Annotated in this window: 15 protein-coding genes; 7 read left to right on the top strand and 8 right to left on the bottom strand. The window is 63.5% G+C overall.

The genetic code is table 11. From position 1 onward, the window contains the following. Window positions 1-204: 204 nt before the first annotated feature. From BJQ17_RS06070 to BJQ17_RS06045, 6 genes are all read right to left on the bottom strand, one after another. Window positions 205-1,257: a DUF1615 domain-containing protein gene (locus tag BJQ17_RS06070; RefSeq protein WP_070095756.1), complete on the bottom strand. Its 1,053-nt coding sequence runs from the start codon at window positions 1,255-1,257 to the stop codon at window positions 205-207. A gap of 26 nt (window positions 1,258-1,283) precedes the next feature. Beyond that, window positions 1,284-1,835, bottom strand: a complete 552-nt coding sequence (locus BJQ17_RS06065; RefSeq protein WP_070095755.1) for an isochorismatase family protein — start codon at window positions 1,833-1,835, stop codon at window positions 1,284-1,286. 57 nt (window positions 1,836-1,892) lie between these two features. Next, complete coding sequence (locus BJQ17_RS06060; RefSeq protein WP_064614834.1) at window positions 1,893-2,612, bottom strand: thioesterase II family protein; 720 nt, start codon at window positions 2,610-2,612, stop codon at window positions 1,893-1,895. Then, entirely contained in the window at window positions 2,609-2,830 is a 222-nt protein-coding gene (locus BJQ17_RS06055) for an MbtH family protein (RefSeq protein ID WP_003256222.1), read from the bottom strand. Before BJQ17_RS06055 ends, BJQ17_RS06060 begins: the two co-directional genes overlap by 4 nt. Before the next feature lie 134 nt (window positions 2,831-2,964). Continuing rightward, window positions 2,965-3,366: a hypothetical protein gene (locus BJQ17_RS06050; RefSeq protein WP_003256224.1), complete on the bottom strand. Its 402-nt coding sequence runs from the start codon at window positions 3,364-3,366 to the stop codon at window positions 2,965-2,967. Window positions 3,367-3,392: 26 nt separating this feature from the next. Further along, window positions 3,393-4,277 (bottom strand): LysR family transcriptional regulator, encoded by an 885-nt coding sequence (locus tag BJQ17_RS06045; RefSeq protein WP_004576596.1) that lies wholly within the window; start codon window positions 4,275-4,277, stop codon window positions 3,393-3,395. Between the two features lie 146 nt (window positions 4,278-4,423). Between BJQ17_RS06045 and BJQ17_RS06040 the strand changes: the two genes are divergently transcribed. Beyond that, window positions 4,424-5,443: an alpha/beta hydrolase gene (locus BJQ17_RS06040; RefSeq protein WP_014756183.1), complete on the top strand. Its 1,020-nt coding sequence runs from the start codon at window positions 4,424-4,426 to the stop codon at window positions 5,441-5,443. A gap of 204 nt (window positions 5,444-5,647) precedes the next feature. On the opposite strand, the gene BJQ17_RS06035 is transcribed toward BJQ17_RS06040, so the two are convergent. Further along, window positions 5,648-5,941, bottom strand: a complete 294-nt coding sequence (locus tag BJQ17_RS06035; RefSeq protein WP_003256229.1) for a DUF1330 domain-containing protein — start codon at window positions 5,939-5,941, stop codon at window positions 5,648-5,650. Window positions 5,942-6,019: 78 nt separating this feature from the next. On the opposite strand from BJQ17_RS06035, the gene ribBA reads away from it, so the two are divergent. From ribBA to BJQ17_RS06005, 6 genes are all read left to right on the top strand, one after another. Then, window positions 6,020-7,141: a bifunctional 3,4-dihydroxy-2-butanone-4-phosphate synthase/GTP cyclohydrolase II gene (ribBA, locus tag BJQ17_RS06030; protein ID WP_019751007.1), complete on the top strand. Its 1,122-nt coding sequence runs from the start codon at window positions 6,020-6,022 to the stop codon at window positions 7,139-7,141. Between the two features lie 369 nt (window positions 7,142-7,510). Next, window positions 7,511-8,536, top strand: coding sequence for an ABC transporter substrate-binding protein (locus BJQ17_RS06025; RefSeq protein WP_004576593.1), 1,026 nt, complete (start codon window positions 7,511-7,513; stop codon window positions 8,534-8,536). Continuing rightward, window positions 8,533-9,450, top strand: coding sequence for an ABC transporter permease (locus BJQ17_RS06020; RefSeq protein WP_014590488.1), 918 nt, complete (start codon window positions 8,533-8,535; stop codon window positions 9,448-9,450). The genes BJQ17_RS06025 and BJQ17_RS06020 overlap by 4 nt, the downstream gene beginning before the upstream one ends. A 6-nt stretch (window positions 9,451-9,456) precedes the next feature. Next, window positions 9,457-10,263, top strand: a complete 807-nt coding sequence (locus BJQ17_RS06015) for an ABC transporter permease (RefSeq protein ID WP_003256236.1) — start codon at window positions 9,457-9,459, stop codon at window positions 10,261-10,263. A 17-nt stretch (window positions 10,264-10,280) separates the two neighbouring features. Continuing rightward, on the top strand, window positions 10,281-11,429 hold the full coding sequence (locus tag BJQ17_RS06010) for an ABC transporter ATP-binding protein (RefSeq protein WP_003256238.1): 1,149 nt from the start codon (window positions 10,281-10,283) through the stop codon (window positions 11,427-11,429). A 155-nt stretch (window positions 11,430-11,584) separates the two neighbouring features. After that, window positions 11,585-12,892 (top strand): substrate-binding domain-containing protein, encoded by a 1,308-nt coding sequence (locus BJQ17_RS06005; protein ID WP_070095754.1) that lies wholly within the window; start codon window positions 11,585-11,587, stop codon window positions 12,890-12,892. A 134-nt stretch (window positions 12,893-13,026) separates the two neighbouring features. Here the strand turns inward: BJQ17_RS06005 and gorA are convergent, their stop codons facing one another. Next, entirely contained in the window at window positions 13,027-14,382 is a 1,356-nt protein-coding gene (gorA, locus tag BJQ17_RS06000; protein ID WP_003256243.1) for a glutathione-disulfide reductase, read from the bottom strand. Between the last annotated feature and the right edge of the window lie 51 nt (window positions 14,383-14,433).

The following is a 14,433-nucleotide window of genomic DNA, read 5'->3' as shown; positions in this document are numbered from 1 at the left end:
ACGCGGTGGATGGCACGGGCTTCGCCCGTGTTCGCGGGCAAGCCCGCTCCTACATTGGACACGCGTCAGTGGTTGGGCGCAGGCCGTCGTAGGATCGGGTTCACCCGCGAAAGGGCCGGGCCTGCTGGCCAATCTCCACCCGCCAATCACCATTGCCGCCGCCACCGTATTCGCGGGTAAACCCGTTGAACGGTTGCTGCCAGGCTAACGCTTCATGCACCGCTGATAACGCTCATCCACCCGCCCAGCAAACCAGGCCGTGGTCAGCTTGCGGGTAATCTTCGGGCTCTTCAGCTCGATGCCCGGTAGCACTGCGCGGGGCACCGGTTTGCCGGCTTTGGCATCCGCCAGGGCGAACACCCCGCTGTACAGCTTGCTGTCCTCGAACGCCAGGCTGTCGGCCTCCTCCAGCTGGCTTCGGATCTGCGGGTTACGCAGCCCAAGCTTCACCCCCAGCTTGCGCGCGGCTAGTTCAGTCGTCCCCGGCATGATCGCCCCTGGCGCCACCAGGTCGCCGTCCAGTGCCAACTTCACCCCCGTGACCTTGCTCAACGCCGCCTGGAATGCCGCATTGCGGCTGGCGTACCAGCCCGCGTTGAAATCGGCGAAACGGTAAAGCTGGCGCTCGTAGTTGGCCGGGTAGCCCAACAGGTGGGCAATACCAAAGTACATGCCGCCGCGCCGGCTGAACACTTCCTGGCGAATCGTGCCTTCATGGCTGTAGGGGTAATCCCTTGCATGCTTTTCGGCAAAATCGATGCTGACCTGCATCGGCCCGCCGGTGTGCACCGGATTCAGCCCGTCCAGCAAGGTCTTGCCCAGCGGCAGGCGTGCAGCGACTTCGTCGTACAGTTCACTCAACTGTTTTTCGCTGCGCACCGTCTGCAACCGCTGCTGGTAGCTCTGGCCGTTGCCCGACGGCGTCTTCAGCGCACCGTCAACCAGCAGTTTGGGAATATGCAGGCGCGCAGCGCGGCGGTCGATCTCCTGGCGGGCGATACGCCCAAGGTTGGGCACCTGCGGGTCCGCAGTGAAGGTCGACTCCTGTTCGGTCACCGCCAGCACTGCACACAGGTTACTTTTACTGGGCGCTATGCGCTGGGCTTCGAAGGCTGCCTGGATATCGTTGGCCCAACCCTCGCGGTCCTTGACCTGGGCGGGTAACAGCCGCAACAGCTGCGCACGGATTTTGGCCGGGTCCGCTTCGGGCGCTTCTTCGCGGCGCCCGGCGCAGCCTTGCAACAGCGCCAGGGCCATCACCGAAATGGCCAGTAACCGGCCGTTCAGGGCTGTTCACCGACCAGATAGGTTTTGCTGATGTGGCGGAACTGCGGGTGCCCGGCACTGCCCATCAATTCGAACAGCACCATCTCGCGGGTCACTACCTGCGCGCCGGCGGCACGCATGCGCGCCAGGCCTGCGGCCTTGCTGGCCGAGGTGCGGCTGTCGCAGGCATCCTCGACCACAAACACTTGCTTGCCCAGCGCCAGCAGGCCGAGCACGGTCTGCAGCACACAGACATGGGTTTCCATGCCGCAGACGATCACCTGCTCGCGCGCCATCAAACTGGCCGGCAGGCACTCGGCAGCCACACAGGAAAAGTGACTTTTTTCCACCACTTCGGCTGCCGGCGCTGCGGCCAGCAGTTCGGCCAGGGTATGGCCCAGGCCTTTGGGGTACTGCTCGGAAATCACCGTCGGCAGCGCCAGCTCGGCAGTCGCCGCCAGCAACCAGCGGGCCCGCGCCCGAGTGCCTTCGGGGTCGCTCATGGCACCGATCAGTTTTTCCTGGATGTCGACGACCAGTAGCGTGGCCTTGAGTGGATCGATCAGCATTGTCTGCCTCTTGCCTGGGAAAAACCCTAGCCTCCCCCAGGCAAGCGGTGACGTCAATCAGGCGGACAGCCGAAGCGGCTGCAGCGACGCGGTCAGCGCAGCGAGCACACGGTCTTCCTGCTCATGGATGAAAAAATGACCACCCGGGAACATCTGCAGCGAGAACGCGCCGTGGGTTTCACAGCGCCATGCCTGCAGTTGCTCATCGCTGGCCCGGTCATCCACGCCACCCAGCACATGCAGTGGGCACTGCAACGCCGCTCGCTGCCGGTATGTGTAAGTGCCGCACAACAGAAAATCGGCGCGCAAGGTCGGCAAGGTCAGGCTCATCAGCTCAGCGTTGGCCAGCACTTCCTCAGGCGTACCTTGCAGCGCGCGCAACTCGCTGATCAGCTCGGCGTCGCTCTTGGGCTCGCGCCAGTTGTTGCCGTCGTAGTCCTCACGCCGGGTAGGTGCCGCGGTGCCGCAGGCGAACAAGGCCAGCGGCGCCGGGCAGCCCAATGCCTGCAGCTCATGGGCCAGCTCGAAGGCCAGCAGAGCGCCCAGGCTGTGGCCGAGCAGCGCATAAGGAGCGCTTGCCGCCAGTCGCTGCTCGCTGGCCAGTTGCCGAGCCAGCACTTGCATGTCGGTGTGCAGCGACTCGGCCATGCGCGCCCCCCGCCCAGGCAACTCTACCGGGCGTACCTGCAACCATGCCGGCAGCTTGCGCCGCCAGCGGCTGTAGACCATGGCGCTGGCCCCGGAGTACGGCAGGCACAGCAGGTTCAGCACGGTCACTGGGCGGCAGCTTCAGCCATTTTCTGGCGCAGGCTCAACGGGCGCATGTCGGTCCAGACTTCATCGATGTAGGCTAGGCAGTCCTTCTTCAGGCCGCTTTTGCCCACGGCACGCCAGCCGTTGGGGATGGCTTTGTAGTCGGGCCAGATCGAGTATTGCTCTTCGTGGTTGACCACTACCTGGAACTGGATATCGTCGCGGTCGAAAACGGAAGTCATTGCCTGTCTCCTTAAATGATGATGCCGCTGCGCGCCTGGCGCAGGGTGGCTTTCAAGTAGACGTAGCAAGCGTTGTAAAAATTAACGGAACTGACGCGCCCCTGTGTGGGAGCGACCGGTGCTGGTATCAACGCTCAGGTATCGCGCAACAGGTCATGCGTATCGAGCAACCGGAACGCAACCTGCGGATTACGCTCCAGCCCGCGCCGGATTGCCGCCGGGATAGACTGCCGGGTCTTGCGACACAGCCCGGGTTGCTCGTCCAGCTCGATGACGATGCCGCGCATGGTCCGTACCTCGTTGTAACCGGGGGCGATGTGCACGCGGATGCCGAGGTTTTCGTACAGGCGCTGCTGCAGACGTTGAAGGTCTTCCAGGTCCCTCAGGTTTTCCAGCCGTTCGAGCAGGCGTTTTTCTTCCTGCCGGGTCAGCAAGAGGATGCGCTGGGCGGCCTGCGGATGGTCGGCCAATTGCTCGCGGCCGCAGACGCAGGCGCCAGGGGGGCAAGGTTGGCGTAAAGGAACGGGCGTACTCATAGGGCAAGCATAGCCTGTACCGACCGTCAGAGCTGCGCCAGCCGCGTACGCAGGAAGCTGACAAAACCCTGCACCGGCCGCGCCACCTGCCGGTGCTGCGGATACACCGCCGAGAGCTGCAGCGCGGGCGGGCGCCACTCATCCAGAACCGTCACCAGTTGCCCCTCCGCCAACGCCTGCCCAACGATAAAGGTCGGCAGGTAAGTGACCCCCATCCCGGCAATCGCAGCCCCCCGCAGCAACTCGCCATTGTTCGCCCGCATGCGCCCGGTCACCTGAATTGCCTGGGTTTTGCCACCTTTGTGGAATTGCCACTGCACCTGCCGCGAATGCCCATAGGGCAGACAATCATGCGCGGCGAGCTCATCCGGTTTTCCCGGCGCTCCTCGTGCTTGCAAATACGCCGGGCTCGCACAGTAGACCCGCTCGACACTGGCGATACGCCGGGCAATCAGGCTGGAGTCCTCCAATGCACCAATCCGCAGCGCCAGGTCATAGCCTTCACCAATCAGGTCCACGGCGCGGTCGCTCAGGTCTACTTCTACATCAACCTGGGGGTGCAACTGCAGAAACTCGGTCAGCAGGCAACCCAGGTGCGCCATGGCAAACGACAGCGGCGCGCTGAGGCGCAAGGTGCCGCGCAGGACCTGGGCCTGGCCGCTGATGTCGTGTTCGACCTGCTGCACTTCACCCAGCAGGCGCAGGGCCGACTGGTAGTAGTGCTGCCCCAGTGGCGTGGCATCGAGGCGCCGGGTGGAGCGGTTGAGCAGGCGCACGCCCAGGCGCTCTTCAAGCTGCATCAGACGCCGGCTGACCGATTGCTTGGACATGCCCAGACGGTCGGCGGCAGCGGTGAAACTACCGGCCTCCATCACCTGGGCAAAGATCCGCATGTCTTCGTAAGGGTTCATTGTCTCGCTCTTGCTGACAGTCAAACACTTTATAGCGGCTTTTTCCCACGAGTGCATCTGCCTAATCTACGCACAAGTCGCAGCGATGGCCCCTCAGGCCAGGCAAGACGCCCACTACCAACACTTGCACAGAAAAGGATTCGCTCATGAACATTGTCCACAAAGCCCTCACCGCCTCCCTCCTGGCCCTGTCCGTTTCCAGTGCCTTCGCCGCAGGCAGCCCTGGTGTCGAACAACACACCCAGGCCTTCCTCGAAGCCCTGGAGAAAGGGGGTGGCAAGCCGCTGGAACAGCTCACACCAAACGACGCCCGCGCGGTACTGACCGGCGCCCAGGCCTCGGTAAAGGTCGACCTCTCGGGGATCGAAGTGAAGGAACGCACGATTCAGGCCAATGGCCAGTCGATCAAGCTGCAAGTGGTACGCCCGACTAATGTCAAAGGTGATCTGCCGGTGTTCATGTTCTTCCACGGCGGCGGCTGGGTGCTGGGCGACTTCCCGACCCACCAACGACTGATCCGCGACCTGGTGGTCGGCTCGGGTGCAGTGGCGGTCTATGTGGACTACACCCCGTCACCGGAAGCGCACTACCCGACGGCGATCAACCAGGCGTACGCCGCGACTCGCTGGGTGGCCGAGCATGGCAAGGAGATCGGCGTGGATGGCAAGCGCCTGGCTGTAGCCGGCAACAGCGTTGGCGGTAACATGGCGGCGGTGGTTGCACTCAAGGCCAAAGAGGCCGGCACCCCTGCCCTGCGCTTCCAGCTGCTGCTGTGGCCGGTGACCGATGCCAGCTTCGAGACAGCATCGTACAAGCAGTTTGCCGAAGGACACTTCCTGACCACCGGGATGATGAAGTGGTTCTGGAACAACTACACCGTTGATGCAAAGGCGCGGGCGCAGATCTACGCCTCGCCGCTGCGGGCGTCCGCCGAACAGCTGAAGGGCTTGCCACCGGCCCTGGTGCAAACGGCTGAGTTCGATGTGCTTCGGGATGAAGGTGAGGCGTATGCCCGCAAGTTGAATGCGGCGGGCGTGACAGTAACCTCGGTGCGCTACAACGGAATGATTCATGACTATGGGCTGCTCAACCCGTTGAGCCAAGTGCCGGCAGTAAAGGCGGCGCTGCGGCAGGCGGGCAACGAACTTAAAGTGCATCTGCAGTGAGGCAATGAGCAATAGACCCGCCTGGGCGGGTCTTTTGCTTCTATTTGCGGAAACGGCCCGCAGGCTTCAATGAATCTGCCATCGGTGCGGCAGGTCCGGCCCTTTCGCGGGTAAACCCGCTCCTACACAGGCCACCACAAACGTCAAATTCTGTGGTGGCCTGTGTAGGAGCGGGTTACCCGCGAAAGGGCCGGCAAATCCTGCTCAGGGCTCAAACCCTTCCACAATGATCACCTCAGCCTTCGCCACCCCTTGGCGATGACTGCATGCCTCTTGGTACAGCGCGGAGCGGTAACAGGCGACGGCCTGCGCGTACGAATCGAACTCGATCACCACACTACGCTGAGGCGTAGCCCTCCCTTCCATCGCCTCGCTGCGCCCGCCACGGGCCAGGAAGCGCCCGCCGAATGCCTTGAAGGCAGCCGGGGCGCGCTGGGTGTATTGCTGGTACTGCTCGGGGTCGGTCACGTCCACATGGGCGATCCAGTAGGCCTTCATGTGCAGCTCTCCTGTTACGGCGATATTTGTGTATGATGGTATACCATAAAATTCACCCCACCACAGTGAGCGTGCACCATGGCTTTCAACACCATCGAGGAACTTCTCGAGGACTACCGGCAAGGCAAGATGGTCCTGCTGGTGGATGACGAGGACCGGGAAAACGAAGGCGACCTGTTGATCGCCGCCGAGCGCTGCGACGCCCAGGCCATCAACTTCATGGCCCGCGAGGCGCGCGGTCTGATCTGCCTGACCTTGACCGACGATCACTGCCAGCGCCTGGGCCTGGAGCAGATGGTTCCGGCCAACGGTAGCGTGTTCAGCACCGCGTTCACCGTGTCGATCGAGGCGGCCACCGGGGTCACCACCGGCATTTCCGCCGCAGACCGGGCACGCACCGTGGCAGCGGCCATGGCCCCCAACGCCCGCCCCGAAGACCTGGTACAACCTGGCCACATTTTCCCCCTGCGGGCACGCGAAGGCGGCGTGCTGACCCGTGCCGGCCACACCGAAGCCGGCTGCGACCTGGCACGCCTGGCCGGCTTCAGTCCGGCCTCGGTCATCGTTGAAGTGCTGAACGACGACGGCACCATGGCCCGTCGCCCCGACCTGGAAGTGTTCGCCGCCCGGCATGGCATCAAGATTGGCACCATCGCCGACCTGATCCACTATCGCCTGAGCACCGAGCAGACCATCAAGCGCATCGGCGAGCGCGAGCTACCGACCGTGCATGGCACCTTCCGCCTGGTCACGTATGAAGACCGCATCGAAGGTGGCGTGCACATGGCCATGGTCATGGGCGACATTCGCCGCGAACAGCCGACCCTGGTGCGGGTGCATGTGATTGACCCGCTGCGCGACCTTGTGGGTGCCGAGTACGCCGGCCCCGCCAACTGGACGCTGTGGGCGGCGCTGCAGAAGGTGGCTGAGGAAGGTACTGGCGTGGTGGTGATCCTGGCCAACCACGAATCCTCCCAGGCCTTGCTTGAGCGTGTGCCACAACTGACCCACCCTGTGCGGCCCTATCAACGTGGCCAGTCCAAGGTGTATTCCGAAGTGGGCACCGGGGCGCAGATTCTGCAGGACCTTGGCGTGGGCAAGCTGCGTCACCTGGGGCCGCCGCTGAAATACGCGGGGCTGGCGGGGTATGAGCTGGAAGTGGTGCAGAGCATCCCGTTCGAGCCCGGGATTGCAGGTTGATATACGGTCCCTGTGGAAACGGGCAAGCCCACGAAGCAGACACCGCGGGGCATGGCACGGGCTTCGCCCGTGTTCGCGGGCCCGCCCGCTCCCACAGAGACCGCGCAAGCTTTTAGACCCTGTTCAAATCAATTTCCCCGATCAGCAACGGGCCCGTGCCTGAAGGCAGAGTGATGGCCGGTCGCCCCATACCTCTTGCCAAAATCTTGGAATACCATAATATGATATCCCGTAGACCTTGAGTCTTCAGGCCGGCACCTACAATTAAAAACGGCCATCAGAACACTTTGTTTTAGCTGCTCCCCGAACATTATTGGCGGGCGCACCAAAAGCCCCGCCTCGAATAACAAAAGCAACGAGGGCGTAACCATGCTGTTAAGCAAACGTGTAACCGCAGTGCTGTCCGCCAGCCTGCTGACCCTGGCATGTCAGGCCGCCCAGGCCGCCGACAGCCTCAACTTCGTCAGCTGGGGCGGTACGACCCAGGACGCCCAGAAAGAAGCGTGGGCAGTACCGTTCACCAAAGCCACGAACATCAAGGTCGTGCAGGACGGTCCCACCGACTACGGCAAGCTCAAGGCCATGGTCGAGAGCGGTAACGTGCAGTGGGACGTGGTCGACGTCGAAGCCGACTTTGCCCTGCGTGCCGCCAGCGAAGGCCTGCTCGAACCCCTCGACTTCAACCAGATCAAGCGCGACAAGATCGACCCACGCTTCGTCTCCGACCATGGCGTCGGCTCATTCTTCTTCTCCTTCGTGCTCGGCTACAACGAAGGCAAGCTCGGGGCCAACAAGCCGGTGGACTGGACCGCGCTGTTCGACACCAAGGCCTACCCCGGCAAGCGAGCCCTGTACAAATGGCCCAGCCCCGGCGTGCTGGAACTGGCCCTGCTGGCCGACGGCGTAGCCCCTGACAAGCTGTACCCGCTGGACCTGGACCGCGCCTTCAAGAAGCTCGACACCATCAAGAAAGACATCGTCTGGTGGGGCGGTGGCGCCCAGTCACAGCAGTTGCTGGCCTCAGGTGAAGCCTCGCTCGGCCAGTTCTGGAATGGCCGTGTCTACGCCCTGCAGCAAGACGGTGCACCGGTGGGTGTGAGCTGGAAGCAGAACCTGGTCATGGCCGACTTCCTGGTCATCCCCAAAGGCGCCAAGAACAAGGAAGCGGCCATGAAATTCCTGGCCAACGCCAGCAGCGCCGAGGGCCAGGCCGAATTCGCCAACAAAACCGCCTACGCGCCGGTCAACGTCGACAGCGTGGCCAAACTGGACAAAGACCTCGCGCCAAACCTGCCAACTGCCTACGCCCAGGACCAGGTCACCCTCGACTTCGCCTACTGGGCCAAGAACGGTCAAGCCATCGCGGCCCGCTGGAATGAGTGGTTGGTCAAATGAAAGTCGCCATCAACGCCCTGCACAATGCGCAAGGCACCCCCACGGGTGCTGGCGCCCCGGGCACCGCCCCGCGCCGCGCAAGCCTGAGCCAGCGCTGGAAAGGCAGCCGCAACCTGCTGCCCGCCCTGCTGTTCCTTGGCGTGTTCTTCTTCGCCCCGCTGGTCGGCCTGCTGCTGCGCGGGGTGCTGGAGCCAACGCCAGGGCTGGGTAACTACGAGCAGCTGTTCGCCAACTCGGCCTATGCACGGGTGCTGTTCAACACCTTCTCGGTGGCCGGCGTGGTTACCCTGATCAGCGTGCTGCTGGGCTTCCCGCTGGCCTGGGCAATCACCCTGGTGCCCAAGGGCTGGGGCCGCTGGCTGCTGAACATCGTGCTGCTGTCGATGTGGACCAGTCTGCTGGCGCGCACCTACTCGTGGCTGGTGCTGCTGCAGAGCTCGGGCGTGATCAACAAGGCGTTGATGGCCATGGGCATCATCGATGCCCCGCTGGAAATGGTGCACAACCTCACCGGCGTGGTAATCGGCATGAGCTACATCATGATCCCGTTCATCGTGCTGCCACTGCAGGCGACCATGCACGCCATCGACCCGATGGTGCTGCAGGCAGGTTCGATCTGTGGTGCCAGCCCGTGGACCAACTTCTGGAAGGTGTTCCTGCCGCTGTGCCGCTCGGGGCTGTTCTCCGGGGCGCTGATGGTGTTCGTGATGTCGCTCGGTTACTACGTCACCCCGGCGCTGCTGGGGGGCGCGCAGAACATGATGCTGCCTGAATTCATCATCCAGCAGGTGCAGTCGTTCCTCAACTGGGGCCTGGCCAGCGCCGCTGCCGCACTGCTGGTGGCGATCACCCTGGTGCTCTTCTACCTGTACCTGAAGCTGCAGCCGGAATCCCCGGTTGGCAACGCGAGGTAAACCGCCATGCTCCTGTCTCCCAATGCCATGGGCCGCCCGCTGCGTACGGGCCTGTACCTGACCACCGGGGTCATCGCGGCTTTCCTGCTGCTGCCGGTGGTCTTCATTGTGTTGCTGTCATTCGGCTCGTCACAGTGGCTGGTGTTCCCGCCACCGGGCTGGACCTTCAAGTGGTACGGCCAGTTTTTCTCCAACCCGGAGTGGATGGACGCCGCACTGGCCAGCCTGAAGGTGGCCGTGCTGACCACCATCGCCGCCGTGCTGCTGGGCCTGCCCAGCGCATTCGCCCTGGTGCGTGGCCGCTTCCCGGGCCGCGAGCTGCTGTACGGGCTGTTTACCATGCCGATGATCGTGCCGCTGGTGATCATTGCCGTGGCGGTATACGCACTGTTCCTCAAGCTAGGTTACACCGGCACGCTGTTCGCCTTCGTGGTCAGCCACGTGATCGTCGCCCTGCCGTTCACGATCATCTCGATCATCAACTCGCTGAAGCTGTTCGACCAGTCGATCGAAGATGCTGCGGTGATCTGCGGTGCATCACGCCTGCAGGCCATTTTCAAGGTCACGTTCCCGGCCATCCGCCCCGGCATGATCGCCGGTGGCCTGTTCGCTTTCCTGGTGTCCTGGGATGAAGTGGTGCTGAGCGTGATGATGGCCAGCCCCGACCTGCAGACCCTGCCAGTGAAGATGTGGACCACCTTGCGCCAGGACCTTAGCCCGGTCATCGCCGTGGCTTCGACCTTGCTGATCGGCCTGTCGTTGCTGGTCATGTTCATTGCCGCCGCCTTGCGCCGGCGCACCGAAAACGCCTGAGCGCGGAGAAAACAACAATGAGTGCAGTGATCAAAGACAACGCGCACGGCAAAACCCTGGTCAGCCTGCGCGGCCTGAACAAGCACTACGGCGACTTCACCGCCGTGGACAACCTCGACCTGGAGATCCAGGACGGCGAGTTCCTGACCTTCCTCGGTTCCAGCGGCTCGGGCAAGTCCACCACCCTGTCGATGCTGGCCGGCTTCGAAACACCCAGCAGCGGCGAGATCCTGGTCGACGGCCAGTCGCTGGTCAACGTGCCGCCGCACAAGCGTGACATCGGCATGGTGTTCCAGCGCTATTCGCTGTTCCCGCACCTGAACGTGCGCGACAACATCGCCTTCCCGCTGGCCATCCGCAAGCTCAATGCTGCCGAAACCAGCAAGCGCGTCGAGGCCATGCTCAAGCTGGTTCAACTGGAGAAGTTCGCCCACCGCAAGCCGTCACAGATGTCTGGCGGCCAACAGCAGCGCGTGGCGATTGCCCGGGCGCTCGTGTACGAGCCACGCATCCTGCTGATGGACGAGCCGCTTGGCGCGCTGGACAAGAAGCTGCGTGAAGACCTGCAGGACGAACTGCGCCAGCTGCACCGCCGCCTGGGCATCACCATCGTCTACGTCACCCACGACCAGGAAGAAGCCATGCGCCTGTCGCAGCGCATCGCCATCTTCAGCCACGGCAAGATCGTCGGCCTGGGCACCGGGTACGACTTGTACCAGAATCCGCCGAATGCCTTTGTTGCGTCGTTCCTGGGCAACTCCAACTTCCTGCGGATCAAGGCCAGCAGCAATGGCGCAGGCAGCTTCGAGGGCCAACCAGTGGCCATCCGCCTCACCCCAGGCCTGGCCGCCGAGCAGGATGCGCTGATCATGGTGCGTCCGGAAAAAGCCCTGGCCCTGACCGCCGAACAAGCGGCGCGCGAGCCATTGCCGGCAGGCTGGAACGAGGTCAGTGCCAAGGTGGGCGAAGTGCTGTTCCTGGGTGAAAGCCAGACCTGTCATGTGGTGACTGCAGGGGGTACCGAGCTGACGGTGAAGGCCCTGTCGGCCGCGGGCATGCCGATGCAGCCGGGCGACAGCGTGAAGGTGCGTTGGGCAGTGGCCGACGCTTGCATTTATACCGAATGGGCCGAGAGCGACCTGAGCAAGTCGGCCGGGGCACATTAACCTCTTCAGCGTTGCAGCGCCTGCCAGATCGAGCGCCGCCCGCGCGGCGCACGATCGGGCAGGCGCTGCACGCTGGAAGGTGTACGCCCCCGTCACATTATCATCACGCCACTGTCGTAATCTGCCGGCCAACACTGTGCCATAGGCCACCCGGCATGCTCCGCCTGCTTGTCTTGCTGCTCACCTTGCTTCCACTAGCGACCTTGTCTGAGCCCCTGCATCTGCGTGTCCAAGGCTCCAACACCATCGGCGCGGCCTTGATACCGGCGCTGGTGCAGGGGCAATTGCGCGCGCAGCAGGCCACCGCCATCGAACAACGGCCAGGCAAGGTCGCCAACGAGCGGGTGATTACCGCCCGCGACGTGCATGGTCAGCCCTTGCGCATCGACATTGCCGCCCACGGTTCAAGCACAGGCTTTGTCGCGCTGGGCCGTGGCGAGGCTGACCTGGCCGCCGCCTCGCGACCGATCAACGACAGTGAAGTGCGCCAGTTGCAGGCGCTGGGCGACCTGCGCGCAGCCGGCGCTGAGCAAGTGATCGGCCTCGACGGCGTCGCGGTCATCGTCCACCCCGACAACCCAATACCCCAACTGGACACCCGGCAACTGGCGCAGATTTTCTCCGGGCAGATCCAGCGCTGGGAACAACTGGGCATACCTGGCGGGGCCATTCATCTGTATGCCCGTGACGACCGTTCCGGCACTTTCGAGACCTTCAAGGCGCTGGTGCTGGAACCTCAGCACGGCGAACTTTCGGCCAAGGCCAGGCGCTTCGAGTCCAGCGACAAACTGGCGCAACGCGTGGGTACCGACCGCCAGGCCATCGGTTTCAGCAGCCTGGCCGCCGTACACGGGGCCAAGGTGCTGGCGGTGGCCGAAGGCGACGCGCCGGCCATGCTGCCAGAGCGTGCACGTGTGGCCAGCGAGGACTACCCGCTCTCACGGCGCCTGTACTTTTACCTGCCGGCCAACCCCAAGCCCCAGGCCAAGGCCCTGGTCGATTTCGCTCAGAGCCCGGCCGGCCAGGCGATCATCGCCCAGCAGGGTTTCGTTTCGCAGCAGATCAAGGCCCTGTCTGTTGCCCCCCAAAGCGACATGCCACCGCGCTATCGCATCCTGGCCCTGCAGGCGCAGCGGCTGAGTGTGAACTTCCGCTTCCAGGAAGGAAGCGCCAGGCTGGACAACAAGGCCTTGCGCGATGTGCAGCGGGTGGCAGAGTACCTGCGCCAGGCCGGGAAGCTGCAGGGCAAGGCAGTACTGGTGGGGTTCGGCGACCCCAAGGAAACACCCGGGCGCGCAGCCCTGCTCTCCCGCCTGCGTGCGCAAGCAGTGCGCCGCGAACTGGCGCGCGGTGGCGTGGAGGTGCTGCAGGTGACCGGGATGGGCGATGAATTGCCAGTGGCCGGCAATGAACAGGAGCAAGGCCGGCTACGCAACCGGCGGGTCGAGGTGTGGGTGTATTGATCCGGCCTTGTACACACCCCTGAAGCAGCCTTGTGCTGCAACGAGGCCCGAATGACAGAAACATTCCGGTGTCAGCAAGGACCTCGTCGCAGCACAAGGCTGCGTCTACAGGCTGTAGAGCAGGCTCCGCGTCATCAGCGGGTGACGGTGCGCATGGTCACGAACTCTTCGGCCGCCGTCGGGTGCACGCCGATGGTTTCGTCGAACTGCTGCTTGGTCGCACCGGCTTTAAGTGCAATGCCCAGGCCCTGAATGATCTCGCCAGCGTCAGGACCGACCATGTGGCAGCCCAGCACCTTGTCGGTCTCGGCATCGACCACCAACTTCATCAGGGTCTTTTCCTGAATGTCGGTCAGGGTCAGCTTCATGGCCCGGAAGCGGCTTTCGAATACCTGCACCTTGTGCCCGGCCTCCAGCGCCTGCTCTTCGGTCAAGCCTACGGTACCGATGGGTGGCTGGCTGAACACCGCAGTGGGGATGTTCTGGTAATCCACCGGGCGGTATTGCTCGGGTTTGAACAAGCGCCGCGCCACGGCCATGCCTTCAGCCAAGGCCACTGGGGTCAACTGCACACGGCCGATCACATCACCAATGGCGAGAATCGAGGGCGCGGTGGTCTGGTACTGCTCATCAACCCGGATGTAGCCGCGCGCATCCAGCTCGACGCCGGTGTTCTCCAGGCCCAGATTGTCCAGCATCGGGCGCCGGCCAGTGGCATAGAACACACAATCGGCGACCAGCTCGCGGCCGTCCTTGAGCGTGGCTTTCAGGCGGCCATCTTCAAGCTTGTCGATGCGCTGGATGTCGGCGTTGAACTGCAGGTCGAGGCCGCGTTTTTCCAGCTCTTCCTTCAGGTGGGTGCGCACCGAGCCATCGAAGCCGCGCAGGAACAGGTCGCCACGGTACAGCAGTGTGGTGTCGGCCCCCAGGCCTTGGAAGATGCCGGCGAATTCGACGGCGATATAACCCCCACCCACCACCAGCACGCGGCGCGGCAAGTCCTTGAGGTAGAAGGCTTCGTTGGAGGTGATGGCCAGTTCCTTGCCGGGGATGTCCGGTACCTGCGGCCAGCCTCCGGTAGCGATGAGGATATGCTCGGCGGTGTAGCGCTGACCGTCCACTTCCACTTCGTTGGCACCCGTCAGACGCGCGTGGCCCTGCAACAGGGTCACCCCGCTGTTGACCAGCAGGTTACGGTAGATGCCGTTAAGGCGCTCGATTTCCCGATTCTTGTTGGCAATCAGGGTGCCCCAGTCGAAATGCCCCTCTTCCAACGTCCAGCCGAAACCCGCGGCTTGCTCCAGCTCGTCGGCAACGTGCGCGCCGTATACCAGCAGTTTTTTCGGCACACAACCGACGTTGACGCAGGTCCCCCCCAGGTAGCGGCTTTCCGCCACTGCCACTTTTGCACCAAAACCGGCAGCAAAACGCGCTGCGCGCACACCACCGGACCCGGCGCCAATCACGAACAGATCAAAATCGAAGGCCATGTATTCACTCTCCCAGGCAGGCGTCCAGCATACCGCCGTTGGCCGCCGCAA

This window comes from Pseudomonas sp. NBRC 111139 (assembly GCF_001753955.1).
GTDB classification, from domain to species: Bacteria; Pseudomonadota; Gammaproteobacteria; order Pseudomonadales; family Pseudomonadaceae; genus Aquipseudomonas; species Aquipseudomonas alloputida.
Note: the sequence above shows the minus strand (reverse complement) of the source record. Positions and strands in the feature narration are given on the sequence as shown.